23 protein-coding genes and 1 riboswitch are annotated in these 24,592 nt (G+C 71.1%); of the genes, 10 read left to right on the top strand and 13 right to left on the bottom strand.

Annotation, left to right across the window (positions count from 1 at the left end):
• The first annotated feature begins 51 nt into the window (after positions 1-51).
• The 6 genes from ACFWPT_RS35750 (at position 52) to ACFWPT_RS35725 (ending at position 8,447) form a co-directional block, all read left to right on the top strand.
• Positions 52-1,080, top strand: coding sequence for a carbohydrate ABC transporter permease (locus ACFWPT_RS35750; protein ID WP_371517174.1), 1,029 nt, complete (start codon positions 52-54; stop codon positions 1,078-1,080).
• Complete coding sequence (locus ACFWPT_RS35745) at positions 1,077-1,904, top strand: carbohydrate ABC transporter permease (protein ID WP_380345562.1); 828 nt, start codon at positions 1,077-1,079, stop codon at positions 1,902-1,904. The genes ACFWPT_RS35750 and ACFWPT_RS35745 overlap by 4 nt, the downstream gene beginning before the upstream one ends.
• 5 nt (positions 1,905-1,909) lie before the next feature.
• Entirely contained in the window at positions 1,910-3,463 is a 1,554-nt protein-coding gene (locus ACFWPT_RS35740; protein ID WP_380379098.1) for a glycoside hydrolase family 3 protein, read from the top strand.
• Positions 3,464-3,895: 432 nt separating this feature from the next.
• Complete coding sequence (locus tag ACFWPT_RS35735) at positions 3,896-5,191, top strand: extracellular solute-binding protein (RefSeq protein WP_380486946.1); 1,296 nt, start codon at positions 3,896-3,898, stop codon at positions 5,189-5,191.
• Between the two features lie 194 nt (positions 5,192-5,385).
• The gene (locus ACFWPT_RS35730; protein ID WP_063347859.1) at positions 5,386-6,444 is read left to right on the top strand and encodes an SIS domain-containing protein; all 1,059 of its coding nucleotides are present in this window, start codon (positions 5,386-5,388) and stop codon (positions 6,442-6,444) included.
• Positions 6,445-6,926: 482 nt separating this feature from the next.
• Positions 6,927-8,447, top strand: a complete 1,521-nt coding sequence (locus tag ACFWPT_RS35725; protein ID WP_244293369.1) for a sensor histidine kinase — start codon at positions 6,927-6,929, stop codon at positions 8,445-8,447.
• Positions 8,448-8,965: 518 nt separating this feature from the next.
• On the opposite strand, the gene ACFWPT_RS35720 is transcribed toward ACFWPT_RS35725, so the two are convergent.
• Together ACFWPT_RS35720 and ACFWPT_RS35715 are read right to left on the bottom strand one after the other, a co-directional pair.
• Positions 8,966-9,217 carry a WhiB family transcriptional regulator gene (locus ACFWPT_RS35720; protein ID WP_014138019.1) on the bottom strand — a complete coding sequence of 84 codons (252 nt, stop codon included), beginning with the start codon at positions 9,215-9,217 and terminating at the stop codon, positions 8,966-8,968.
• Between the two features lie 383 nt (positions 9,218-9,600).
• On the bottom strand, positions 9,601-10,572 hold the full coding sequence (locus ACFWPT_RS35715) for a diacylglycerol kinase family protein (protein ID WP_063347858.1): 972 nt from the start codon (positions 10,570-10,572) through the stop codon (positions 9,601-9,603).
• 50 nt (positions 10,573-10,622) lie between these two features.
• Between ACFWPT_RS35715 and ACFWPT_RS35710 the strand changes: the two genes are divergently transcribed.
• Positions 10,623-11,051, top strand: a complete 429-nt coding sequence (locus tag ACFWPT_RS35710) for a hypothetical protein (RefSeq protein WP_159398434.1) — start codon at positions 10,623-10,625, stop codon at positions 11,049-11,051.
• A gap of 48 nt (positions 11,052-11,099) precedes the next feature.
• Here ACFWPT_RS35710 and ACFWPT_RS35705 read toward each other — a convergent pair whose 3' ends face one another.
• From ACFWPT_RS35705 to sodN, 7 genes are all read right to left on the bottom strand, one after another.
• On the bottom strand, positions 11,100-12,110 hold the full coding sequence (locus ACFWPT_RS35705; protein WP_380379105.1) for an RNA polymerase sigma factor SigF: 1,011 nt from the start codon (positions 12,108-12,110) through the stop codon (positions 11,100-11,102).
• 159 nt (positions 12,111-12,269) lie between these two features.
• On the bottom strand, positions 12,270-12,680 hold the full coding sequence (locus tag ACFWPT_RS35700) for a hypothetical protein (protein WP_063347857.1): 411 nt from the start codon (positions 12,678-12,680) through the stop codon (positions 12,270-12,272).
• Between the two features lie 249 nt (positions 12,681-12,929).
• Positions 12,930-13,409, bottom strand: a complete 480-nt coding sequence (locus ACFWPT_RS35695) for a GNAT family N-acetyltransferase (RefSeq protein WP_063347856.1) — start codon at positions 13,407-13,409, stop codon at positions 12,930-12,932.
• Between the two features lie 71 nt (positions 13,410-13,480).
• Positions 13,481-14,476 (bottom strand): ABC transporter substrate-binding protein, encoded by a 996-nt coding sequence (locus ACFWPT_RS35690; protein ID WP_380379108.1) that lies wholly within the window; start codon positions 14,474-14,476, stop codon positions 13,481-13,483.
• Between the two features lie 22 nt (positions 14,477-14,498).
• A complete protein-coding gene (locus ACFWPT_RS35685; RefSeq protein ID WP_380486943.1) occupies positions 14,499-15,263 on the bottom strand; it encodes an ABC transporter ATP-binding protein in 765 nt (254 codons plus the stop codon).
• Positions 15,263-16,345: a FecCD family ABC transporter permease gene (locus ACFWPT_RS35680; RefSeq protein ID WP_380486940.1), complete on the bottom strand. Its 1,083-nt coding sequence runs from the start codon at positions 16,343-16,345 to the stop codon at positions 15,263-15,265. Before ACFWPT_RS35680 ends, ACFWPT_RS35685 begins: the two co-directional genes overlap by 1 nt.
• 89 nt (positions 16,346-16,434) lie before the next feature.
• A riboswitch (cobalamin riboswitch) is annotated at positions 16,435-16,574 on the bottom strand.
• 88 nt (positions 16,575-16,662) lie between these two features.
• Positions 16,663-17,058 carry a superoxide dismutase, Ni gene (gene sodN, locus ACFWPT_RS35675; protein WP_063347853.1) on the bottom strand — a complete coding sequence of 132 codons (396 nt, stop codon included), beginning with the start codon at positions 17,056-17,058 and terminating at the stop codon, positions 16,663-16,665.
• Positions 17,059-17,245: 187 nt separating this feature from the next.
• Here sodN and sodX point away from each other — a divergent pair, with 187 nt between their 5' ends.
• Entirely contained in the window at positions 17,246-17,701 is a 456-nt protein-coding gene (gene sodX, locus ACFWPT_RS35670; protein ID WP_380486938.1) for a nickel-type superoxide dismutase maturation protease, read from the top strand.
• A gap of 28 nt (positions 17,702-17,729) precedes the next feature.
• Here sodX and ACFWPT_RS35665 read toward each other — a convergent pair whose 3' ends face one another.
• The 4 genes from ACFWPT_RS35665 to ACFWPT_RS35650 all read right to left on the bottom strand — a co-directional run bounded on the left by ACFWPT_RS35665 (position 17,730) and on the right by ACFWPT_RS35650 (position 21,169).
• Positions 17,730-18,320, bottom strand: coding sequence for a CGNR zinc finger domain-containing protein (locus ACFWPT_RS35665; protein WP_063347852.1), 591 nt, complete (start codon positions 18,318-18,320; stop codon positions 17,730-17,732).
• A gap of 113 nt (positions 18,321-18,433) precedes the next feature.
• A complete protein-coding gene (locus ACFWPT_RS35660) occupies positions 18,434-19,231 on the bottom strand; it encodes an amino acid ABC transporter ATP-binding protein (RefSeq protein ID WP_363371803.1) in 798 nt (265 codons plus the stop codon).
• The gene (locus ACFWPT_RS35655) at positions 19,228-20,202 is read right to left on the bottom strand and encodes an amino acid ABC transporter permease (protein WP_063347850.1); all 975 of its coding nucleotides are present in this window, start codon (positions 20,200-20,202) and stop codon (positions 19,228-19,230) included. The genes ACFWPT_RS35660 and ACFWPT_RS35655 overlap by 4 nt, the downstream gene beginning before the upstream one ends.
• A 37-nt stretch (positions 20,203-20,239) precedes the next feature.
• Positions 20,240-21,169, bottom strand: a complete 930-nt coding sequence (locus ACFWPT_RS35650; protein WP_063347849.1) for an ABC transporter substrate-binding protein — start codon at positions 21,167-21,169, stop codon at positions 20,240-20,242.
• A 1,006-nt stretch (positions 21,170-22,175) separates the two neighbouring features.
• Between ACFWPT_RS35650 and ACFWPT_RS35645 the strand changes: the two genes are divergently transcribed.
• Both ACFWPT_RS35645 and ACFWPT_RS35640 read left to right on the top strand, forming a co-directional pair.
• Positions 22,176-23,369, top strand: a complete 1,194-nt coding sequence (locus ACFWPT_RS35645) for an NADP-dependent malic enzyme (protein ID WP_063347848.1) — start codon at positions 22,176-22,178, stop codon at positions 23,367-23,369.
• A gap of 124 nt (positions 23,370-23,493) precedes the next feature.
• A complete protein-coding gene (locus ACFWPT_RS35640; RefSeq protein WP_063347847.1) occupies positions 23,494-24,456 on the top strand; it encodes a zinc-binding dehydrogenase in 963 nt (320 codons plus the stop codon).
• The last annotated feature ends 136 nt before the right edge of the window (positions 24,457-24,592 follow it).

The following is a 24,592-nucleotide window of genomic DNA, read 5'->3' as shown; positions in this document are numbered from 1 at the left end:
CGGTGAGCGACGCCTGTCCGTCGTGGTTCGGGTTGTGAGGAAGTGAGAACGATGGCTGTGCATTCGGAGCGGGTGCAGACGCAGTCCCCGGATTCAGGGAAGGCTGCCGTGGCCGGAATTGAGACGAGTGCCGCCGGTGGTGGCGCCGACGGCACCCCCCGCAAGGGCGCCAGACCCGCAGGCGGGCCGAGCCTCGGCGCACGCCTGGCACCGTACCTGCTGCTGCTGCCCGCCACCGTGGCGACCCTCGCCCTGCTCGGCTGGCCGCTGGTGAAGACGGTCCTGCTGTCGTTCCAGAACCTCAACAAGCGCCAGTTCGTCCAGCACCTGACCGAGTGGAACGGCTTCGACAACTACAAGGAGCAGCTGACCGACCCGGACTTCTGGGCGGTCACCGGGCGCACCGTCGTCTTCACCCTGGTCAACGTCGTGCTGATCATGGTCGGCGGCACCCTGATCGGCCTGCTGCTCAACCGCCTCGGCAAGCGGATGCGGCTGCTCCTCTCGGTCGGCCTGCTGATGGCCTGGGCGATGCCCGTGGTCGCCGCGACCACCGTCTACACCTGGCTGTTCGACCAGCAGTGGGGCGTCGTCAACTGGTTCCTGGACAAGCTCGGTTGGCACGCGATGGCCGACTACAACTGGATGAGCGACCAGTACTCGACCTTCTTCGTGGTGATCCTGCTGATCGTCTGGCAGTCGGTCCCCTTCGTGGCGTTCAACATGTACGCCGGACTGACCACCATCCCCAAGGAGCTCTACGAGGCCGCCCGGATGGACGGCGCCGGCGCGTCCAAGATCTTCGGCTCGGTGATCTTCCCGAACCTGAAGCCGTTCTTCCTGGCCACGACGTTCCTGGAGATCATCTGGGTCTTCAAGGCCTTCACCCAGGTGTACGCGATCAACGGCGGCGGCCCCGAGAACCTGACCCGCACCCTGCCCGTGCACGCCTTCCTGGAGGGTTCGTCCGGGCAGCACTACGGCATCGGCTCCGCGATCGCGGTGCTCACCATCCTGATGCTGGGCGCGATGATGGCGTACTACTTCCGCATCATGATCAAGCAGGAGGACGAGCTGTGAGGCGCTCGCTCATCGGACGTACCTGGCCGAACGTGATCGCGGTCGTCCTCTTCGTCTTCTTCATCTTCCCCGTCTACTGGATGATCGCGACTGCCTTCAAGCAGGACAACGACATCATCAGCAAGACGCCGGTCTTCATCCCGTTCGACGGGACCCTCGACCACTTCACCACCGCGATCAACGCGCCCAACTTCTGGACGTACGTCACCAACAGCCTCATCGCCACCGTCGGTGCGGTGCTGATCTCGCTGGTGATCGCGACCCTCGCGGCCTTCGCCATCGCCCGGATGAAGTTCCGCGGCCGCAAGGCCTTCGTCCTGGTCGTCATGGTCGCGCAGATGGCGCCGTGGGAGGTCATGACCATCGCGGTCTACATGATCTCGCGCGACAACGAGATGCTGAACAGCCTCGTGCCGCTGACCTTCTTCTACATGATGATGGTGCTGCCCTTCACCATCTGGACGCTGCGCAGCTTCATCGCCGCGGTGCCGAAGGAGCTGGAGGAGTCGGCCATGGTGGACGGCTGCACCCGCTCCCAGGCCTTCGTGAAGGTGATCTTCCCGCTGCTGGCCCCCGGTCTGATGTCGACCTCGCTGTTCGGCTTCATCACCGCGTGGAACGAGTTCCCGCTCGTCCTGATCCTCAACAAGGAGGAGGGCAAGACCCTCCCGCTGTGGCTGTCGTCCTTCAAGACCGCCTTCGGCAACGACTGGGGCGCCACCATGGCGGCGTCCACGATGTTCGCCATCCCCGTGCTGATCCTGTTCGTCTTCCTGCAGCGCAAGGCGGTCGGCGGACTGACCGACGGCGCCGTGAAGGGCTGAGAAACGTGAGCATCCTCGTCCCCGCCGCTCCGGTCAGCGACCAGCTGCACCGTGACGCCCTGACCGTCCTGCAGCCCGGCTTCGTCGGCACCGAGCCGCCGCAGTGGCTGCGCCGCCACCTCGCCGCCGGGCTCGGCTCGGTCGCGCTGTTCGACCGCAACGTGGTCGACCTCGACCAGCTCGCCAAGCTCACCAAGGCGCTGCGCGAGGAGAACCCCGACCTCCTGATCGCCATCGACGAGGAGAGCGGCGACGTCACCCGGCTGGAGGCGGGCTCCGGCTCGTCCTGGCCCGGCAACCTCGCGCTCGGCGCGATCGACGACCCGGCGCTGACCCGGGACGTCGCCCGCGAGCTGGGCCGGGCGCTGGCCGCGGCCGGCGTCAACTACAACTGGGCGCCCACCGCGGACGTCAACTCCAACCCGCGCAACCCGGTCATCGGCGTCCGCTCCTTCGGCGCCGACCCGGAGCTGTGCGCCCGGCACACCGCCGCCTGGGTGGAGGGCCTCCAGTCGGCCGGCGTGGCCGCCTGCTCCAAGCACTTCCCCGGCCACGGCGACACCGCCGTCGACTCGCACCACGGGCTGCCGGTCATCGACGTCGACCTGGACGTGCTGCGCTCGCGCGACCTGATCCCGTTCCAGGCGGCGATCGCGGCGGGCACCAAGGCCGTGATGACCGCCCACATCATGATCCCGGCGCTCGACCCGAAGCTGCCGGCCACCCTCAGCCCGCTCGTGCTGCGCGACCTGCTGCGCGCCGCCCCGGCCGACGGCGGCCTCGGCTACCAGGGCCTGATCGTCAGCGACGCGATCGAGATGGGCGCCATCGCCGACACCTTCGGGATGGGCGACGGCACCGTGCTGGCCCTGGCGGCCGGCGCGGACGCGATCTGCGTCGGAGGCGGGCTGGCCGACGAGGACACCGTGCTGATGCTGCGCGACGCCATCGTGGCGGGCGTGCGGGCCGGCGTGCTCTCCGAGGAGCGGCTGGCGGACGCCGCCGACCGGGTCCGCTCGCTCGGCAGCTGGGGCCGGATCTCGGCCCAGGGCGAGCGGCCGGAGCCGGACCTCGCGGTCGGCCTGCGGGCCGCCCGCCGGGCGCTGAAGGTGGTCCGGGCGCCGGGCCACGAGCCGCAGCCGGTGTCCGAGCGCCCGTTCGTGGCCTCGTTCTCGGACGAGCCGAACATCGCCGTCGGCGACGTCACCCCGTGGGGCGTGGCCGGCATGCTGGCCGACCGCTTCCCCGGCACCCGCACCCGCGCGGTCTCGGCGGCGCAGGCCGCCCCCGAGCTGCTGGACGCCCTGGTCGCCGAGCTGGTGGCCGGCGCCGAGGGCCGCCGCCTGGTGCTGGTGGTCCGGGACGCGCACCGGCACGCCTGGATGTCCGCCGCGCTGGGCCGCCTGGTGGCGGCCCGGCCGGACGCCGCGGTGGTCGAGATGGGGCTGCCGCAGTCCGAGCCGGTAGGCGCGCTCTACATCGCCACGCACGGCGCCGCCCGGGTCTGCGGGCTGGCGGCCGTGGAGGTGCTCACCGGGCAGCCGGGAGCCATCGGCTGAGACCGAGGGGGGCGTCACCGGGAGTGTCCGGGAGGCGTCGGCCGACGGGCCCGTCATGCGCATGCCGCATGGCGGGCCCGTTCCGTTTCCCCGCCATTTGACCTGCGGATTCGTCAGGTGACCGTGTTCCCTCAAGTAGGCCTTAAATCTACCTTAAGTTCCACTTAGGGTGACGGTACGGCAACTGATCGCCACGGGGTACAACGGCTCTGCAACGGCCTTGGCGACGAGGCCATTTGGCCGTTGACACCACCTATGGTCTAGGCCAGAGTCCAGTCATCCGGTTCGAAATTCAACCTCACCGGATGTGGTATCGGCCCTCCCCGAAGCTCTTCGCCCCTGCCCGGACCCTCCGTTGCGGGCGCCATCACGCTGCCGGCGGGCAACACGGCTCTAGCACCCTCGGAGGATGGCGTGAAGAAGCGTCAGCTCATGTCGACGTTCGGAATCACTGCCCTGGCGATCGGGCTGACGGCCTGTTCATCGGCCGGTACGGCGTCGAAGGACGGCAAGAGCCCCGGCGCCGACCCGAAGGCCGCGAGCGGCACCGTCACCGTCTGGCTGATGGACGACGCCCAGAAGAACTGGCCCGACCTGGTGCAGCAGGTCAACGACCAGTTCGCGGCGAAGTACCCGAACGTCACCCTCAAGCTCGCCTACCAGGGCTGGGCCGACAAGGTGACCAAGCTCGACAAGGCGATCGCCGACGGCTCCGCGCCCGACGTGGTCGAGCTCGGCAACACCGAGACCATGAAGTACGTGCTCTCCGGCGCGCTGGCCCCGGTCGACCGGACCACCTTCGACAACTCCGACAGCTGGATCAAGGCGCTCGCCAACACCTGCACGTACCAGGACAAGCTCTTGTGCGTGCCCTACTACGCCGGCGCCCGGGTCGCCATCTACAACACCGCCACCTTCCAGCAGGCCACCGGCAGCGCCGAATTCCCCAAGACCGAGGCCGACCTGACGGCGGTCCTGGACAAGGTCGCCGACAAGAACAAGGCCGACAAGAGCTACTCCTCGCTCTACCTGCCCGGCCCGTACTGGTACGCCGCGATGAGCTACGTGGCCGCGTACGGCGGCAGCATCGCCAAGTTCGACAGCTCCGGCAACTGGCACGGCACCCTGCACGACGCCAAGTCCCAGCAGGGCATCAGCCACTTCGTCGACCTGGTCCGCAAGTACACCAAGGGCGACCTGACGGTGAACGAGCAGAACCAGTTCGAGTCGATGGCCCGCGGGCGCGCCGCGTCCTTCTACGGCAACGGCTACGAGGCGGCCAGCGTCGTCGCGCCGGGCACCGGCGACCCGAGCCTCAAGGACACCGTCAAGATGGCCACCATGCCCGGCCCGGACGGCAAGCCGCTGCCCACCTTCATCGGCGGCTCCGACCTCGCGGTCACCGCCAAGTCCGCGCAGGTCGAGCTGGCCACCGACTGGGTGCGGATGTTCACCAGCACCAAGTCCCAGCAGACGCTGGCCGACAAGGACATCCTGCCGAACAACCTCACCCAGCTGAACCCGCTGAAGAACAAGCCGACCACCGCCGCGGCGGCCAACGCGGTGCCGGACGCCTGGTTCACCCCGCTGGCCCCCGGCTGGGGCGCGATCGAGAAGCAGAAGATCCTGCCCGACATGCTGACCGGCATCCTCAAGGGCAAGTCGGTGGACCAGGCCACCAAGGACGCCGACGCCGCGATCGACCAGCTGATCAACAAGGCGTCCTGACCCGGCGCCGCCGTTTGTACAGGCCTGGGGCCCGTCCCGTCCGGGGCGGGCCTTCGGGTGTGCCCGGCGGGGGCGGCCCCCGTAGGATTGCGGCAGGAAACCACCGCAGCGAGTGTGCGGACTCGCCGCCGTAGAGGTCCCCGTCGGGCAACCTGCCCGGAGGGGTCGAACCATCTCATCGGAGGCACATCCTGATGTCCGACCCGCAGACTGTTTCCGTTCCCGGCCGGATCATGGCGGCGGAGATGGCCGAGCAGCCGGCCGTCCTCCAGCGCATCCTCGACGAGGGTGCCCCGAAGATCCGCCAGATCGCGGCCGAGATCGCCGCCCGCAACCCTCGCTTCGTCCTGCTGACCGCGCGCGGCACGTCCGACAACGCGGCGCTGTACGCCAAGTACCTGATCGAGATCCTGCTCGGCAAGCCGGCCGGCCTGACCTCGATGTCCACCACCACCGCGTACGGTGCCAAGCCGGACCTCACCGACGTCCTGGTCGTCACCGTCAGCCAGTCCGGCGGCTCGCCCGACCTGGTGGCCTCCACCAAGGCCGCCCGCGAGGCCGGAGCCATCACCCTCGCCGTCACCAACAACGCGTCCTCGCCGCTGGCCGAGGTCTCCGAGTTCCACATCGACGTGCTGGCCGGCCCGGAGAAGGCGCTGCCGGCCACCAAGACCTACACCGCCGAACTGCTGGCGCTCTACCTGCTGGTCGAGGGCCTGCGCGGCGGCGACGGTGCGGCGGCCAAGGAACTGCCCGGCCTGGCCGCCGGCGTCCTGGCCCGCCACGCCGAGGTGAAGGCGCTGGCCGAGCGGTACCGCTTCGCCCAGCGCCTGGTCATCACCTCGCGCGGCTACGGCTACCCGACCGCCCGCGAGGCGGCGCTGAAGCTGATGGAGACCACCTACATCCCGGCCTCCCCGTTCTCCGGCGCCGATCTGCTGCACGGCCCGCTGGCCATGGTGGACAACGTCTCGCCGGTCATCGCGATCGTCCCGGACGGCAAGGGCGGCGAGGCCCTGCAGCCGGTGCTGGACCGCCTGCGCGGCCGCGGCGCGGACCTGGTCGTGGTCGGCCAGCAGGCGCAGGTGGACGCCGCCTCGGCCGGCTTCGCCCTGCCGGCCGGCGTGCCGGAGGAGGTCCAGCCGATCCTGGAGATCCTCCCGCTGCAGCTGCTGGCCTACGAGGTCACCATCGCCCGCGGCCAGGACCCGGACGCCCCGCGCGCCCTGGCCAAGGTCACCGAGACGCACTGAGGCACGGCGCCACGCGATCGGGCCCCCGTCCACAGGCTGTGGACGGGGGCCCGACTCGTTGAGCGGCGGAACATGGCTTCGGCGGGGGAGCGCCCGGAACGCGTCGCGCCCCTCGGCCGGACAGGGCCTGGCGCCCGGCGTACCCGGAAAGCACTACGGGCCACGGCGCCGACACGGGACCCTCAACCCATGCGGCACCGCAGCCCGGAGCTGTCGTCGGTCGCCGGAGTCGATCGAGAACTGTGCGGGGTCCTCGTTCGGCGGCGTCCGACCGAGGAAAGGCCTCGCGCGGTCAGGGCAGTTGCGCGGTGGGCCTCTCCTTGGTGCCCTTTCATTGTGGACTAGACCAATCTGGGTTGTCCAGGCCGCTCCGGAAATTGGTCTGGACAACTTCGGGAAGCGGGCTCCGCCGCAGGCCCGGCGCATGATCCGTTCCCCGGTCCGCCGCGCCGCGCCCCGACCGGCGGCGCTACCCTCGCCATGTGCCCTCGCTGAACGAACTCGTCCGCCGCCACACCACCCTGACCGGGGCCGATGTGGAATGGCTCCACATGCTGGTCTCGGAGTGGCAGCTCCTCTCCGACCTCTCCTTCGCCGACCTGGTCCTGTGGATCCCCACCTGGGACGGCATCCGCTACGTCTCGGTGGCGCAGATGCGGCCCAACACCGGCCCCACCTCCTACCAGGACGACATGGTCGGCCACCTCGTCCCGCGCGGGCGCCGCCCGCTGCTGGACGCCGCCTTCGACGAGGGCCGGATCGTGCGCGAGGGCGACCCGGAGTGGCGCGAGGAGGTGCCGGTCCGGGTCGAGTCCATCCCGGTCCGGCGCGAGGGCAAGGTGCTCGGGGTGATCGCCCGCAACACCAACCTGCTGACCGTCCGCACCCCCAGCCGGCTGGAGCTCACCTACCTGCAGAGCGCCTCCGACCTGGCCCAGATGATCGCCGCCGGCAGCTTCCCCTTCCACGGCGTCGAACAGATCGACATGGACGCCGCCCCCCGGGTCGGCGACGGCCTGATCCGGCTCGACGCGGACGGCATCGTCACCTACGCCAGCCCCAACGCCCTGTCCGCCTACCACCGGCTCGGCCTCACCACCGACCTGGTCGGCAGCCACCTGGGCCGGGCCACCGCCGAACTGGTCCCGCCCTCCCGGGCGGCCGTGCACGAGGCGCTGGTGAAGCTGGCGAGCGGCTGGGCGCCGCGGCAGACCGAGGTCGAGGTGCAGGGCGGGGTGGTGACCCTGCGGGCCATCCCGCTCAAGCCCAAGGGCACGCTGACCGGTTCGCTGGTGCTCTGCCGGGACGTCACCGAACTGCGCCGCCGCGACCGCGAGCTGATGACCAAGGACGCCACCATCCGGGAGATCCACCACCGGGTGAAGAACAACCTGCAGACCGTCGCCGCCCTGCTGCGGCTGCAGTCCCGCCGGATGGAGTCGGAGGCCGGCCGGGCCGCGCTGGACGAGGCGGTGCGCCGGGTCGGCTCGATCGCGATCGTGCACGAGACGCTGTCCCAGGCGCTGGACGAGCAGGTGGCCTTCGACGAGATCGCCGACCGGGTGCTGGCGATGGTGATGGAGCTGTCCCAGGACGGCCGGGTGGCGACCCGCCGCAGCGGCAGCTTCGGCATCCTGTCCGCCGAGGTGGCCACCCCGCTGTCGATGGTGCTGAACGAACTGCTGCAGAACGCGCTGGAGCACGCCTTCGGCCCGTCCGCCTCCGGGAACCTGGAGGTCAGCGCGCTGCGCGGGCGGGCCCCGGCGACCGGGGCGGGCTGGTCGGACAGCTGGAACGGCGGCGCCCGGCCGGAGGAGTTCCTGCTGATCACGGTGCAGGACGACGGCCGCGGCATGCCCGAGGGGTTCGACCCGCAGACGGCCGGCAACCTCGGCCTGCAGATCGTCCGCACGCTGGCCACCGGCGAGTTGGGTGGCACCTTCGACATGGTGGCCGGTCCGGACGGCGGCACCAAGGTGATCCTGGAGATCCCGGTCCGCTGATCCGCCGACCGGCCTGCGGTGCGGTGCGGTCCGCGGTCCGGTCCGCACCGCGGTCCGCGGAAAGGTGCAGCGAGGCGCGTGGTGGGGGCGTGCACTCGGCGAAAGCGCCGGGTGCCCACCTCGCGAGCCCGGCGCGGGTCGGCCCGCGCGGGGGCGTGCCAGGGTGCGGGCGCGCTGGGGCGCGCACACAAACCGGGGCGCGAAAACAGAAACGAGGCCCTGTCGACCGGGGGGGGGTGGGTCGACAGGGCCTCTCAACCCGTTCCGGCCGTCGGGGGGAGTCGGCCGGAACGGGGGCTCTGGGTGGTGCGACACCTCGCCCGTGCGTTGCACACGGTGAGCGCCACAGCTCCACGATATTGCTCTAAGTGAACAGTATCAAGTGGCTGGACGGTCCGGTGTCGCGGGACCTCGCCAGGCAAGGCCCTTTGTGCGGAAGGCTTCACCAGGAGGTGCAGGGAAGCCTTTGATCATGTGTTGATCGGTGTTTCGGTTACTGCTGGTGTTACGGCGTGTGATCAGGCGGTGCGGGCGCGGTTGCGGGCGGCACGGCGCTTCATCGCGCGACGCTCGTCCTCGCTCATACCGCCCCAGACGCCGGCATCCTGGCCGGTCTCAAGAGCCCACTGCAGGCACTGCTCCATGACCGGACAGCGGCGGCACACGGCCTTGGCTTCCTCGATCTGCAGCAGAGCAGGACCGGTGTTCCCGATCGGGAAGAACAGCTCCGGGTCCTCTTCGCGGCAGACAGCGCGGTGGCGCCAGTCCATGGTCGTCCAACTCCTCCTGCCGGCGGGGGGCACCCGGTCGGCATAATCGATGGCTTGTGAATGTGGCTTGTGAATGTGAACGCTTTCACGAATCCCGCAACAGCAAAAGAGACCAAAGGCCCGCCGGGGCCCGGGTGGTCTGTGCTGGGGAGGGATTCGGCGATTCGAGGGACGCTCCGCGGTCGACACCCGCCAGGTTCTGAGGTTGCCGTCGCTGCGATGCGTCCCGATCGCCATGTAGAGGTTCGCAAACCTCGGGCCCGGATACAACCCCCTTCAGGGAGGAATTTTTGATTCTTCGGTGTCGCCTAGCTCACAGCCAGTACTTCTATGGAGTGAAGGGGGCTTGTGCGTTCGAGAAGAAGGGCGAAACCCCCTTCCGGTCACACAATCACACGCAGTGCCCGCCGTACGCCTGTGAAACTGACGCGACTCCTGTCTCCAAGGTGGTCCCCGTCAACCTGGAACGGGGCCGGTTCCTCTGAAACCAAGGTGAAGTGTCTGACGTCGTGATAGGAGACGACGTGCTTGCCGGACGGGCCGGCCGGCGGGGCGCCTTCGCTCGAAGAGGCGTACGACCGCAGGATCTGACGGATCGTTCGAACGGTGCCGAACGCCGTCATCCGGGTGATCCCGAAGACGTCGAGATCGGTGTCGAAGGAGGCGAGCGGTGAGGGGTACACCGGGCGGTTGCCGAGGAACGTCCACGGCGAGGTGTTGCTGACTATGGCCAGGGCCAGGCCCGGCACGCCTTCTCGGCCCGGTAGTTCCAGGGCCACGGGCCCGGAACGACGCTGCTCACGCTGGGTGACGTAGTGCCGCAGCGCCTGCCCCACATAGAGCGCGTGGGTGGACTTGCGCCCCAACCGGCGCTGCTCCTCGACCCGGCCGACCACCCCGGCGTCGAAGCCCAGGCCGGCGGTGAAGGTGAACCAGCGGTCCGGCAGCCCGTCGGTCATCGCCTTGCCCAGGCCGACCGGCCGCTCGCTCCCGTGCTCCAGCGCGTACAGCAGGGCGCCGGTGGCCTCCACCGGGTCGTTGGGCAGACCCAGCGCGCGGGCGAACACATTGGTCGAACCGCCCGGCACCACGGCCAGTCGCGGGACCTTCTCGCCCGGGCCGTGCGTGAGCAGCCCGTTCACCACCTCGTTCACGGTGCCGTCGCCGCCGAGCGCCACCACCAGGTCGACCGTGCCGTCCTCCGAGGCCTCGCGGGCCAGGTCGCGGGCGTGGCCCCGGTACTGCGTCTCGGCCACCTCCAGCTTGAGGTCGCTGCGCAGCGCGTGGATCAGTACGTCCCTGGTGCGGCCACTGGTGGTGGTGGCCTTGTGGTTCACGACCAGGAGAGCGCGCATGGGGAAAGCCTACGGGTCGGTACGGACCAACCGGCGGCTACCCTGCTGGAGTGACCGCAGAATCCTCCGCACCCGTACCCACGGCGGGCCCGGCCCGCCCCTTGGCGCTGACCGTGGGCGCCGCCATCACCGCCCTGGAGGGCGCCGCGCTGGCCGTCGTCGGCGTCTGGGACATGGTGTCCGCGCTGTCCGGCCAGTCCAAGCAGCTCGCCCTGAACGAGTTCGGCGGCCTGGTCATCGTGCTGCTCGGCGTGCTGCCGGTGCTGGCCGCCCGCGCGCTGCTCAAGGAGCGCCGCTGGGGCCGCAGCCCGGCCGTGCTCACCAACTCGATCTGCCTGCCGATCGGGTACTACATGCTGGAGAGCGGCGGCGCGATGATCGGCGTCGGCGTGCTGGTCGGCCTGCTCGGGCTGGTCGGCATCGGCGCGCTGCTGAACCCGAAGTCGACGGCGGCCCTGTACGCGTCGCACGAGGGCTGAGCGCACAGGGCCGCCGGGGGTCGGCCGCCGGTTGAGCGGCCGTCAGTCCTACTCCTCCACCAGGAGCTTCTCCCGCAGCTGGGCCAAGGTCCGGGCCAGCAGGCGGGACACGTGCATCTGGGAGATCCCCACCTCGGCGGCGATCTGCGACTGGGTCATGTTCCGGAAGAACCGCAGCACCAGGATCTTCTGCTCCCGGGGCGGCAGTTGGGCCAGCAGCGGCTTGAGCGACTCGCGGTACTCGACGCCCTCCAGCGCCTCGTCGGTGGCACCGAGGGTGTCCGCCACGGCCGGCGACTCGTCGTCGCTGTCCGGGACGTCCAGGGACAGCGTGGAGTACGCGTTGGCGGACTCCAGGCCCTCCAGGACGTCCTCCTCGGAGATCCCCAGGTGCTCGGCGAGCTCGTGCACCGTGGGGGAGCGCCCGTGCCGCTGGGAGAGCTCGCTGGTCGCCGTGGTGAGCGACAGCCGCAGCTCCTGGAGGCGGCGCGGCACCCGGACCGCCCAGCCCTTGTCGCGGAAGTGCCGTTTGATCTCGCCGACGATGGTCGGCGTGGCGTAGGTGGAGAACTCGACCCCGCGCTCGTGGTCGAAGCGGTCCACCGACTTGATCAGGCCGATGGTGGCGACCTGGGTCAGGTCGTCCAGCGGCTCGCCCCGGTTGCGGAACCGCCGGGCCAGGTGCTCGACCAGCGGGATGTGCATCCGCACCAGCTGGTTGCGCAGCTCGACGCGCTCCGGGGAGCCGTCGGGCAGCGCGGACAGCCGGACGAACAGCGCGCGGGCCGCCTCCCGGTCCGGTGCGCCCGAGCGGTGCGGGGCCGGGGCCGGGGCCGGCGCCTGGACGGGCACCGCGGTGCGCAGGTCCGCGGCCTCGTCCGCCGGATCGGACGGGGGCGGGGATGCGGGCGACGGTTCAGACGTCGGCTCGGTCGGGTGGCTCATCCGGTGGGCGTCCTTCGGGTGCGCATCGTCGTTGGCGGCGAGGCCAGGAACGCTCGCCTGGGTCGGTACGGCAGGTCCCGCCGTCGCGAGGCCGGTACGGTCCAGATCACTCACGGCCATTCCCCCGTTCCGTTCCGGGAGCACCGGGGCCCTCGGGCCCCGGCATCGTCTCGTTGGTCGTACCGCGTGGGGGGCGGTACCGGGCGCCGCCCGCCCGGCCCCTGATCGGGGACCGGGCGGACGGCCCTTGTGCGGTGCTGGTCGACGCCCCGGCTAGTGGGCGACGGGGCCGCCGCGCTTCTTGTGCAGGCTGATCGACACGGTCTTGTCCTCGCCGACCGAGGAGTCGACCTCGCCGGCCAGGGCGGAGAGCACCGTCCAGGCGAAGGTGTCCCGTTCGGGCGCCTTCCCGTCGGTGGTGGGGGCGGTGACGGTCACCTTCAGCGAGTCGCCGACCAGCCGGAACTCGCAGGTCAGGACGGAGCCTGGCACCGCCTGCTGGAGCAGGATGGCGCAGGCCTCGTCGACCGCGATCCGCAGGTCCTCGATCTCGTCGAGGGTGAAGTCGAGCCGTGCCGCCAGGCCGGCCGTCGCTGTTCGCAGGACCGAGAGGTAGGCACCCGCCGCGGGCAGCCGGACCTCCACGAAGTCCTGCACTCCGGGCTCGCCGTCGATCTGGGACACCCTCACCTCCTGGGTGACGCGCTGTGCTTCCGGGCCGGTGGCCGCGGCACTGTCTGTTGCTTGGCTCAACTGCTTCGCCCCAACTGTCCAGAGGGGTGGTGCGGTACGTACCGGTCATACCCTTCGCGGGGCGACCGGACGCCGCGTATCCGCCTGAGACCTTACCGCCTTCCGCACGCCGGCCGGGGCTCGGGAGTCACTCATGGTAAGCCATCGCGACGCAGGGTGGCAGGGGTTCGGGCGGTCCGTTCAGTGACCGCCGCCGGCGGCGGCGAGCGCCTCGCCGGTGAGCCGGTAGACGGTCCAGCCGTCCATCGGCACCGCGCCGAGGGACTTGTAGAAGTCGATCGAGGGCGTGTTCCAGTCGAGCACCGACCACTCCACCCGCGCGTAGCCGCGCTCGACGGCGATCCGCGCCAGTTCCAGCAGCAGCGCCTTGCCGTGGCCGCCGCCGCGGGACTGCGGGCGGACGTACAGGTCCTCCAGGTAGATCCCGTGGGTGCCGCGCCAGGTCGAGAAGTTGAGGAACCAGACCGCGAAGCCGACCGGCTCGCCGGTGGCGTCGTCCTCGGCGATCAGGCCGAACAGCGCCGGGTTGGCGCCGAACAGGGCGTCGCGCAGCTGCTCCTCGGTGGCCACGGCCTCCTGCGGGGCCTTCTCGTACTCCGCGAGCTCGCGGATCAGGGCGAGGATGACGGGAACGTCGGTCACGACGGCGGTGCGGATCATGCCGCGAGCCTACTGCGCGCCCCCGCCCCCGGCCCAGGCCCTGATCGGGGCCCGGGCCGGGGGCGGGCGGGTCAGCGGGCCGGGACGGTGCGCAGGTAGTCGGCCAGCGCGGTGATCGCGGCCGGGTTGCGCGGGCTCTCCACCAGGTCGACGTAGTCCAGGACGAAGATCCGGTCGTTCCTGACCGCCGAGACGCCGGCCAGCGGCGGGAAGGACTTCAGGAAGGCGCGCTTGGCGTCGGCGCCGGTCTCGCCGTAGTTGTTGATCAGGATCACCTCGGGGTCGCGCTGCACCACGCTCTCCCAGCCGACGGTGACCCAGGTGTCCGCGAGGTCGCCCATCACGTTGGCCCCGCCTGCCTTGGCGATGATCTCGTCGGCCGCGGCGAACTTCCCGGCGGTGTACGGCTTGTCCTGCCCGCTGTCGTACAGGAACACGGACGGCCGGCGCTCGGGCTGCGGGGCGGCGGCGACCTGCGCCTTGAAACCGGCGACCAGCTTGTCCGCCCGGTCGCGGACGTCGAAGATCTCGCCGAGGTTGGCCAGGTCGGTGTAGAGCGCGTCCAACGGGGACATCACACCGCGCTCGGTGCCCTTGCCGCTGCGGCAGGACTCGCTGAGCACGTACGAGGCGATGCCGAGGTCCCCCAGCGCCTGCGGGGTGAAGCCGCGGCCCTCGTCGAAGCCGTAGTGCCAGCCGGCGAAGACCAGGTCGGCCTTGGCGCCCAGCACGATCTCCTTGGTGATCTCCTTCTTGGAGAGCCACGCGGTCTGCTGGTAGCCGTCCTTCCAGGCGACCTGGTCGACCCGGCCCTTGTCGTCGGGCATCACGTAGCCGGCCATCCGGTCGGCCAGGCCGAGGGCGAGCATCAGCTCGGTGATGCCGACGTCGTTGGTCACCGTCCGGGCGGGCTTCTGCGGGAAGGTGAGCTTGGTGCCGCAGTTCTCCACGGTCACCGGGTAGTGGGCGGAGGCGGCGGTGGCGTCGCCGCTCGGGGCGATCTCGGCGCCGCAGGCGGTGAGCCCGAGGGTGAGCAGGGCGGTGATGGCAACAGCCTTGGTGCGCACGGGGGTTCCTTCGGGGTGTGGGTCAGATCCGGTCGAAGAGCAGTTGGACGGCGCCGGTCACCGGGTGCCGGACGGGGGTGGCCCGGACGCCGAACACCTCGGCCAGCAGGGCGGGTCGGAGCACCTCGGCGGGCGGCCCCGAGGCGACGATCCGGCCGGCTTGCAGCACGTACAGCAGGTCGCAGTGGCCGGCCGCCAGGTTGAGGTCGTGCAGCGCGGTGAGCACCGTCGGCCCGGCCTCCCGGACCAGCGCCAGCACGTCCAACTGGTGGGCGATGTCCAGGTGGTTGGTGGGCTCGTCCAGCACCAGCAGTCGGGGCTCCTGGACCAGCGCGCGGGCGATCAGCACCCGCTGCTTCTCGCCGCCGGACAGGCTCAGGAAGCCCCGCCCGGCCAACTGCTCGGCGCCGACCTTGCGCAGCGCCTCGGTGCAGCGGGCGTGGTCGTCCGCGCCCGGGCCGCCCAGGCCGCGCCGGTGCGGCAGCCGGCCCATGGCGACCACCTCGGCCACCGTGAAGTCGAACTCGGCGGAGTGCTCCTGGGGGAGCGCGGCCACCCGCCGGGCGGCCTCGCGCGCGGTCAGCGCGTGCAGGTCCGTGCCGTCCAGCCGGACGGCCCCGGCGGCCGGCCGCAGCGCCCGGTAGACGCAGCGCAGCAGCGTCGACTTGCCGCTGCCGTTCGGTCCGATCAGTCCGACCACCTGCCCGGCGGCGGCGTCCAGGGCGACGTCGTGGACCAGCCGGGCACCGGCCAGCTCGACCGAGACGGAGTCCAGGGCGAGATCCATCAGCGGCCTCCGAAGGAATAGCCGCGACGGCGCATCAGCAGCAGGAAACAGGGCACCCCGAGCACCGCGGTGACCACCCCGACCGGCAGTTCGGCGGGCGCCAGCAGGGTGCGCGAGACGATGTCCACCCAGACCAGCAGCAGCGCCCCGGCGAGCGGCGCGACCAGCAGCACCCGGCGGTGCCCGGCGCCGACCAGCATCCGGGCCAGGTGCGGCACCATCAGCCCGACGAAGCCGATCGCCCCGCTGACGGCCACCACCGTGCCGGTGACGGCGGCGGTCACCACGAACAGCTCGCGGCGCAGCCGGTCCGGGTCCACGCCCAGCGAGGCGGCCGTCTCGTCGCCCATGGCGAGCGCGTCCAGCCGGCCGGCGGCGCAGGCCAGGTACGCCAGGCCGGCCAGCACGGTGGTGGCGGCGATCGGCACCGAGCCCCAGGTGGCGCCTCCGAGGCTGCCGAGCAGCCACATCATGGCGTCCCGGGCGGCCTCGCCGCGGGCGGCCGCGAAGACCATCAGCGCGGTGACGGCGGAGAAGCCGTAGGAGAGCGCGGTGCCGGTGAGCACCAGCCGCAGCGGGGTGAGCCCGTAGGCCGTCCGCGCCGCGAGGTAGACCAGCACCATGGCGACCAGCGCGGAGCCGAACGCGGAGGCCGAGATCGCCCACACCCCGAGCGAGGCGAAGGCGCCGAGCAGCAGCACCGCGTTGGCGCCGACGGCCGCGCCGGAGGAGATGCCGAGTACGAACGGGTCGGCCAGCGCGTTGCGCACCAGGGCCTGGACGGCGACCCCGGTGGCGGCCAGCCCGGCGCCGACCACGGCGGCCAGCACGGCGCGCGGCAGCCGGATCTCCCAGACGATCGCGTAGGCGGCGGCCTCCTCCGCCTCCAGCCGTCCGCCCGTCAGCCCGGCGGCCAGCAGCCGCAGGACGCGGGGCAGGCCGATCCCGGAGGCGCCCAGCGCCACGCCGCAGAGCAGCGAGAGCAGCAGGGCGGCGGCCAGGCCGACGGCGAGCGGGAGGGCGGGTATTCGGCGGGCGGGCGGGCTCGTTGCGCCACTGCCCGCGGCTGCGGTGCTGCTCACGGTGCGCCTTGCCTCGGGCCGCGGGTGCGCGGGGGCGGCACCGGTCGGGCGCGGGCCCGGGCGCCATCCCCTCGCAGTCCACGGCGAGTTGTCGGGAGTTCAGCGGCCGGGGGCGATCGGGCTGGCGCGGCCCCGGGGGCCGTGCTCACCGTTGCGGGTCAGCGCCGGATTCACACCGGACTTCCCCCTCGGACGCCCTGGCAGCATAACAGCCACTCAGGCTAGGCAACCCTTACCGGGCTCGGGTGGGGCGTGAACGCACGACCGCCCCCGTCCGGGCTCGCGGACGGGGGCGGTCGGGTGGCGACGCGTCAGGCTCAGGCCTGCTTGGTCTCCCAGAAGATCTTGTCGACCTCGGCGATCAGGTCCAGCAGGGCCTGGCCGGTGGCGGGGTCGGTGGACGCCTTGGCGGCCGAGGCGGCCTTCAGGGTGTCGTTGATCAGCTGGTGCAGCTGCGGGTACTTCTCGAAGTGCGGGGCCTTGAAGTAGTCGCTCCACAGCACCGAGATGTGGTGCTTGACGGCCTCGGCACGCTGCTCCTTGATGATCAGGGCGCGGGTGCGGAAAGCCGGGTCCTCGTTGGCCTGGTACTTCTCCTGGGTGCCCTTGACCGACTCGGCCTCGATCCGGGCCTGCGCCGGGTCGTACACGCCGCAGGGCAGGTCACAGTGGGCGTGGGCGGTGGCGCGCGGTGCAAACAGACGAGAGAACATGGGAGTCCTTCCTTAGATCGTCTTCCCGCGCCCGAGATTACCCTTCCGCCCCCGGGGTTTCGCGATCGGGCGGTGGGCCTAGGGCAAAAGGCGGACCCGGAACCGGGGTAATCCGGACATCGAACGGATCGAACGGGGTGACGGTCCGTACGGCAGACTGGGACCGGTCGGTCCGGGAGGAGGAGTCGTGGCGCGGAGCACGGAACCGGCGGGCACGGAACCCCGGGGGCGGGGCGGCGGCGCGGTGCCGTTCGGGCTGGTCGACGTGGCGGGCCCGTCGATGGTCCCGACCCTGCGCGAGGGCGACCAGTTGCTGGTGCGCTACGGCGCGCCGATCCGGCCCGGCGCGGTGGTGCTCTTCCGGCACCCCTTCCAGCAGGACCTGCTGGTGGTGAAGCGGGCCGCCGAGCGGCGTCCGAGGGGCTGGTGGCTGCTGTCCGACAACCGGCCGGTGGACAGCGACAGCCGCAGCTACGGCCCGGTCCCGGACGAACTGGTGCTCGGCCGGGTGCTGCTGAGGCTGCGCCCGCGCCCGGCCTGGCTGGCGCCGGGGCGGCGGCTGGAGCGGCTGCTGCTGAGCACCCGGCTGGCCCGGGTGCCGGGCCTGGCCCGCCGCCTGGGCGTCTGGGCGGACGAGCTCTGACTCCCTGACCCCCTGGGCCCTGCCCTGCCTAGCCGGCGGCGCCGAGTGCCGCGGCCTCGGCCTCCTGGCGCTTGCGGGCCCGGTACGCGGCGACGTTGGCGCGGGTCGCGCAGCGGTCCGAGCAGTAGCGGCGGGAGCGGTTGGTCGAGGTGTCCAGGTAGGCGTTGCGGCAGGGCGCGGCCTGGCAGATGCCGAGCCGGTCGGCGCCCAGCTCGGTCAGGTGGACGGCCAGGCCCATGCAGGCGACCGCGCTGAAGTGCGCGGTGGCGGTCGGCGAGTTGTCGGCCAGGTGCAGGTGCCAGCGCGGCCGGCCGGCGTCGTCCAGGTAGTCGTGCCCGGAGACCAGCGGGCTGACCGGGTACTCCATCAGCAGGCTGTTCAGCAGGTCGACGCCCCGGATCTCGTCGCCCTCGGCGGCGGCCTCGAAGACCCCGCGCAGCCTGGTCCGCACCGCCCGCAGCCGGGGCAGGTCGGACTCGTCGGCCTGTGCGGCGGCCCGCGAGGAGTCGGAGAACAGGCCGCGCACCGCGTCCACGGACGTCAGCGTGTCGGTGCCGCGTTCGGGCTCCTCGGTGTTCACCAGCCGAACGGCGAGATCGGCGTACGAGGCGAGCTCCACGGAGGTCCTTCCAAAAGGTCGGTAACGGGCTGATTGCGTCCAGCCTATTACCTGGGTGGGGAAAACGTCGGCGCCCGGCAGGAGCAGCCTGCCGGGCGCCGGTCGGTACGGTTCTACAGCACCTTGGAGAGGAAGGCGCGGGTGCGCTCGTGCCGGGGGTCGGTGAGCACCTCGCGGGGGTTGCCGGACTCGACCACCACACCGCCGTCCATGAACACCAGCGCGTCGCCGACCTCGCGGGCGAAGCCCATCTCGTGGGTGACGACCACCATGGTCATGCCCTCCTCGGCGAGGCCGCGCATGACGTCGAGGACGTCGCCGACCAGTTCGGGGTCGAGCGCCGAGGTGGGCTCGTCGAACAGCATCAGCTTGGGCTTCATGGCCAGCGCGCGGGCGATCGCGACGCGCTGCTGCTGGCCGCCGGAGAGCTGGGAGGGGTAGTTCTTCGCCTTGTCGGCGAGGCCGACCCGCTCCAGCAGGACCATCGCCCGCTCCCGGGCGGCGGCCTTGCTCTCGCCCTTGACCTGGACCGGGGCCTCCATGACGTTCTCGACGGCCGTCATGTGCGGGAACAGGTTGAAGCGCTGGAAGACCATGCCGATGTCGCGCCGCTTGACGGCGACCTCGCGGTCCTTGAGCTCGTAGAGCTTGTCGCCCTTCTGCTGGTAGCCGACCAGTTCGCCGTCCACCCAGAGGCGTCCGCCGTTGATCTTCTCCAGGTGGTTGATGCACCGCAGGAAGGTCGACTTGCCGGAGCCGGAGGGGCCGATCAGGCAGAACACCTCGCCCTGCTTGACCTCCAGGTCGATGCCCTTGAGCACGTGCACGGAGCCGTAGGACTTGTGGACGCTCTCGGCGCGCACCATCGGCTGCCCGGTGGCGGCGGCCGGGGTCTTGCTCAGGTCGGTCATACGTGACCACCTCCCTCAAGCCCCGGGACGACGTCGGCGCCGGTCTTCGGGGCGGGCTTCCCGGCGAACAGGCCCCGCAGCCGCTGCACCGGGGTGGGCGGGAGGGTCCGGTTGGAGCCGCGGGCGTAGTAGCGCTCGATGTAGTACTGGCCGATGGTCAGCAGCGAGGTGAAGAACAGGTACCAGAGGCTGACCACGATCAGCAGCGGGATGTTCTGGTAGTTCCGGGAGTAGATGACCTGACCGGCCCGGAAGATCTCCTCCAGGGAGATCACGCTGACCAGCGAGGTGGTCTTGAGCATCGAGATGGTCTCGTTGCCGGTCGGCGGGATGATCACCCGCATGGCCTGGGGCAGGACGATCCGGCGCATGGTCTGGAACCGGCTCATGCCGAGCGCGTGGGCGGCCTCGGTCTGGCCCTCGTCCACCGACTGGATGCCGCCGCGGACGATCTCCGCCATGTAGGCGGCCTCGTTGAGGCCGAGGCCCAGCAGGGCGGCGACGAAGGTCGGGATCAGGACGTTGGTGTCCGCGGACCAGAACTCCGGCCCCCACGGGACGCCGATCGACAGCTTGGCCCAGATCAGGCCGAGGAAGTTCCAGAACACCAGCTGCACCAGCACCGGGGTGCCGCGGAAGACCCAGATGTACATCCAGGCGGTGCCGGAGAGCAGGGGGTTCGGGGACAGGCGCATCACGGCGAGGACGATGCCGCCGATCACGCCCATCAGCATGGAGAGGACGGTCAGTTCCAGCGTGACGACCATGCCGTGCACGATGCTGTCGTGGAACAGGTACTGCCCGACGATGTCCCACTTGAAAGCGGGGTTGGTGAAGAGGGCGCTCAGCAGCATCGCCGCGAGCAGGGCGATGACGACGGCGCCTACCCAGCGTCCGGGGTGGCGGACCGGGACGGCCTTGATGGTCTCAGGCCGTCCCTCCTCCGCCTTCCCCTTGTCCAGAGAGTTCACGGTGTGGCCTCGGGGGAGAGAGGGAGCAGGCGGACGGTCAGTTCACGGCGCCGTTGACGGTCGACTTGTCGAGGGCGCCGGACTCGACGCCCCACTTGGTGAGGATCTGCTTGTAGGTGCCGTCGTCGATCAGCGACTGGACGGCGCCCTGGATCGCGGGGGTGAGCTTGGAGCCCTTGGCGACGGCGACGCCGTAGGGGGCCACGCCGTAGGTGGAGCCGAGCTTCTCCAGCTGGCCGCCGGCCTGCTTGATCGCGTAGTCGACGACCTGGGAGTCGGCCATCATGGCCTGGTCGCGGCCGGAGACGACGGCGTTGGTGACGTCCGTCTGGAGGTCGAACTTGTCGCCGTCGTTCTGGATGCCCGGCTTCCCGTTCTTGGCGCAGTCCGGGTTGCGGGTGTCCTTGATCTCGTCGGCCTGGGTGGTGCCGGTCTGGACGGCGACCTTCTTGCCGCACAGGTCGTTGGGGTCGACCTTGTCGGGGTTGCCCTTCTTGACCGCGATGGCGCTGCCGGAGTTGAAGTAGGTCACCATGTCGACGACCTGCTCGCGCTCCTTGTTGTCCGTGAAGGACGACATGCCGAGCTGGAACTTGTTCGACTGGATGCCGGGGATGATCGCGGTGAAGCCGGAGTCCTGGACGTCGGCCTTCAGCCCGAGCTTGGCCGCGATGGCGTTGGCCAGGTCCACGTCCATGCCGATGACCTTGCCGCTGTCGTCCTTGAACTCGTCCGGCGCGTACGAGGCGTCCGCGCCGACCAGGAGCTTGCCGGAGGACTTGACGTCGGCGGGGACGAGGGCGGCGAGCTTGTCGTCGGCCTTGACCGCGTTGACGGTCGCGGAGGCGTTGGGCGCGCCGCTGCCGCCGTCGCTCTTGCTGCTGCTGCAGCCGGTCAGGACGAGGGTGACGGAGGCGGCAACCGCGCCGGCCGCGAGAAGCCGGGTGCGCTGGGTACGGGCGGTCATGAGGGGGATCTCCTCCTGAGGGAGAGGGCGGGCGGAGCGCGCCGCGGGGGCGGCACACCGGGGCGGCAGGGTCGTACGGCGCTGTACGGGTGTATTTCGCTGTACGTCGTCGTACGTGCAGGGCCGGGTGGTGCGGTGCCTGTGCGGACGGGCCGCCCAGGTTGCTACGGGGTACTGCTTCCGCCACCCTCCGCCGAGGTGGACGTCAAGCGAACCGCCTCGACCAGTGGCCGGCTCGATCCGAGATGGGGGGAATCCTGCCATCTGTGAACGGTCAGATGGCCCTCATCCAGATCAAAATCGGATAACGAGGGCCCGGGCTGTCCGCTATTCGGACTTATTCCGTGTTCCTGTCACTCCGTGCATAAGTATGCAGATCCCTCTGCCCGGTGCCCGGAGGCCCGCCGCCCCGGCTCGGATGCCGCCGTCGACCACGGCGAAGGGACGTGCGGCCGCCACGGTGACGCGTGGGTGTACGCGAAATGGCGGACATGCGATCCGGCCATCCCGCACTCCCGGGCCCGGCAGCGGGTGTGTCAGAATTCGGTACCGGGTGACCCCCGAACGCTCGAACCAGACCGACGAGCCCCGACAGGCTCGGGGTGTCCGGGAACGGAAGTCATCACGTGGCTCCGTATCCGGGACGCCGACTCCCCAGCGCGTCTGCGTTCACTCCTGCGGGTGCGCGTGCCGCCATCACCGTTGCCGCCGCCGGAGCCCGGCGCTTCCGACGCCGGGCCCCGGTGACGCGACAGCTCGGCGATGAACTGCACGTGACGAGGACGAAAAGGCATAGGTGCGATGCCTTGGTCCGACCTACGCTCGGCCCGGAAGCACAACGCGGACCAACAAGACCCATAAAACCCTCATCCGAGGGCGCCGCCCGACGGCAGCGCCCCGACCCAGCCCCCGGGTCCGCTTCGGCGTACCCGGTTTCCGGTTTCCGGACGGGTCGTCCTGTCCGTCGGTCGCGCACCCTCGCCAGATCAATGACGAAGAGGTCATCGTGGCAGCGGAGATCATCAGCAGCACCCAGGACACCGTCGATCCGGTCGACGCCGTTTTCGCGCTCCACCGCGGCGGCAAGATGGAGATCAGGGCGACCGTCCCGGTGCGCGACGCGGACGACCTGTCCCTCGCCTACACGCCCGGTGTCGCCCGCGTCTGCACGGCCATCGCCGAGCAGCCGGAGCTGGTCAACGACTACACCTGGAAGTCCAACACCGTCGCCGTGGTCACCGACGGCACCGCCGTGCTGGGCCTCGGCGACATCGGCCCGGAGGCCTCCCTGCCCGTGATGGAGGGCAAGGCCATCCTGTTCAAGCAGTTCGGCGGCGTGGACGCGGTGCCGATCGCGCTCGCCTGCACCGAGGTCGACGAGATCGTCGAGACCGTGGTGCGGCTGGCGCCCTCCTTCGGCGGCGTCAACCTGGAGGACATCTCCGCCCCCCGCTGCTTCGAGATCGAGCGCCGGCTCCAGGAGGCCGTGGACATCCCGGTCTTCCACGACGACCAGCACGGCACCGCGATCGTCACCACCGCCGCCCTGTGGAACGCGGCCAAGGTGACCGGCCGTGAGATCGGCTCGCTGCGGGCCGTCATCTCCGGCGCCGGCGCGGCCGGCATCGCCATCGCCAAGATGCTGGTGGCGGCGGGCATCGGCGACGTCGCGGTCTGCGACCGCAAGGGCGTGGTGTACGACGGCCGCGGCGACCTCACCGACGTCAAGGCCGAGATCGCCGAACTGACCAACCGCACCGGCCTCAAGGGCACCCTGGCCGACGCGATGGCCGGCGCCGACGTGTTCATCGGCGTCTCCGGCGGCACCGTGCCGGAGGAGGTCGTCGCGACCATGGCCGCGGGCGCGTTCATCTTCGCGATGGCCAACCCCACCCCGGAGATCCACCCCGAGGTCGCGCACAAGTACGCGGCGGTCGTCGCCACCGGGCGCAGCGACTTCCCGAACCAGATCAACAACGTGCTGGCCTTCCCCGGCATCTTCGCCGGCGCCCTCCAGGTGCGGGCCAGCCGGATCACCGAGGGCATGAAGCTGGCCGCCGCCAAGGCGCTGGCCGGTGTCGTCGCCGACGAGCTGACGCCGCAGAAGGTCATCCCCTCGCCGTTCGACGAGCGGGTCGCCCCGGCGGTCACCAAGGCCGTCGCCGAGGCCGCCCGGGCCGAGGGCGTGGCCCGGATCTGACGATCCGGACGCCGCTGCCGGGCAGGCCCGGCGTGAGCGGCGCCGCCGACACGGCCGGGGCCGGGACACGCGTCACACCCGCGCGTGGTTCCCGGCCCCGGCCGGCGCGGCTATCGTCCGCAGCATGTTTGCTGCCTACGCCGCACGTATCGACGCCGATGACCCGCTCAGCGGACTGGAGTTGGGCGAACTCCCCGAGCCGCAGGCCCGCCCCGGATGGAGCGTGGTCACGGTCAGGGCCGCCAGCCTCAACCACCACGACCTGTGGTCGCTGCGCGGGGTCGGCCTGCCCGCCGGCCGACTGCCGATGATCCTCGGCTGCGACGCCGCCGGTGTCGACGAGCACGGCAACGAGGTCGTCCTCCACTCGGTGATCGGCCAGAGCGGCCACGGGGTCGGCCCGGACGAGCCCCGGTCCATCCTGACCGAGCGCTACCAGGGCACCTTCGCCCAGCAGGTGGCCGTGCCCACCTGGAACCTGCTGCCCAAGCCCGCCGAACTCAGCTTCGAAGAGGCCGCCTGCCTGCCCACGGCCTGGCTGACGGCCTACCGGATGCTGTTCACCAACGCCGGGGTCAAGCCCGGCGACACCGTCCTGGTGCAGGGCGCGGGCGGCGGCGTGGCGACCGCGCTGATCGTCCTCGGCAAGGCCGCCGGGCTGCGGGTCTGGGTCACCGGCCGGGACGAGGCCAAGCGCCGCCGGGCGGTCGAACTCGGCGCCGACGCCGCCTTCGAGAGCGGCGCCCGGCTGCCCGCCCGGGTGGACGCGGTGATGGAGACGGTCGGCGCCGCGACCTGGGCGCACTCGGTGAAGGCGCTGCGCCCGGGCGGCACCGTCGTCATCTCCGGTGCCACCTCCGGCCCCAACCCGAGCACCACCGAGCTGAACCGGATCTTCTTCCTGGAGCTCAAGGTGGTCGGCTCGACCATGGGCACCAAGGAGGAACTGGCCGGGCTGCTCTCGCTGTGCGCGACCACCGGCGTCCGGCCGGTGATCGACTCGGTGCTGCCGCTGGCCGAGGCCCGGGACGGCTTCGCGCGGCTCGCCAAGGGCGACGTCTTCGGCAAGATCGTGCTGACGCCGTGACGCCGTGACGCCGTGACGCCGTGACGTCTTGTGATCCTGGCGCCGTGCGGCCCTGAGGCGGACCGGCCCCGCAAGCAACCCCCAGCGTGGCCGGGGGGGGGGTGGTCGGGGGGCATCCGGGAAGCCGAGCAGGAGC

Origin of the sequence: Kitasatospora sp. NPDC058478 (assembly GCF_042720345.1) — a bacterium.
Lineage (GTDB): Bacteria > Actinomycetota > Actinomycetes > Streptomycetales > Streptomycetaceae > Kitasatospora.
The sequence above is the reverse complement of the archived record's forward strand: the minus strand, read 5'-3'. Positions and strand labels throughout refer to the sequence as shown.

What these genes read in the sequence shown, in the direction of transcription:
- ACFWPT_RS35750 (WP_371517174.1), top strand. Translation starts at nt 52, where the DNA reads ATGGCTGTGCATTCGGAGCGGGTGCAGACGCAGTCCCCGGATTCAGGG.
- ACFWPT_RS35735 (WP_380486946.1), top strand. Translation starts at nt 3,896, where the DNA reads ATGTCGACGTTCGGAATCACTGCCCTGGCGATCGGGCTGACGGCCTGT.
- ACFWPT_RS35730 (WP_063347859.1), top strand. Translation starts at nt 5,386, where the DNA reads ATGTCCGACCCGCAGACTGTTTCCGTTCCCGGCCGGATCATGGCGGCG.
- ACFWPT_RS35720 (WP_014138019.1), bottom strand. Translation starts at nt 9,217, where the DNA reads ATGGACTGGCGCCACCGCGCTGTCTGCCGCGAAGAGGACCCGGAGCTG.
- ACFWPT_RS35715 (WP_063347858.1), bottom strand. Translation starts at nt 10,572, where the DNA reads ATGCGCGCTCTCCTGGTCGTGAACCACAAGGCCACCACCACCAGTGGC.
- ACFWPT_RS35695 (WP_063347856.1), bottom strand. Translation starts at nt 13,409, where the DNA reads ATGATCCGCACCGCCGTCGTGACCGACGTTCCCGTCATCCTCGCCCTG.
- ACFWPT_RS35685 (WP_380486943.1), bottom strand. Translation starts at nt 15,263, where the DNA reads ATGGATCTCGCCCTGGACTCCGTCTCGGTCGAGCTGGCCGGTGCCCGG.
- sodN (WP_063347853.1), bottom strand. Translation starts at nt 17,058, where the DNA reads ATGTTCTCTCGTCTGTTTGCACCGCGCGCCACCGCCCACGCCCACTGT.
- ACFWPT_RS35660 (WP_363371803.1), bottom strand. Translation starts at nt 19,231, where the DNA reads ATGACCGACCTGAGCAAGACCCCGGCCGCCGCCACCGGGCAGCCGATG.
- ACFWPT_RS35650 (WP_063347849.1), bottom strand. Translation starts at nt 21,169, where the DNA reads ATGACCGCCCGTACCCAGCGCACCCGGCTTCTCGCGGCCGGCGCGGTT.
- ACFWPT_RS35640 (WP_063347847.1), top strand. Translation starts at nt 23,494, where the DNA reads ATGTTTGCTGCCTACGCCGCACGTATCGACGCCGATGACCCGCTCAGC.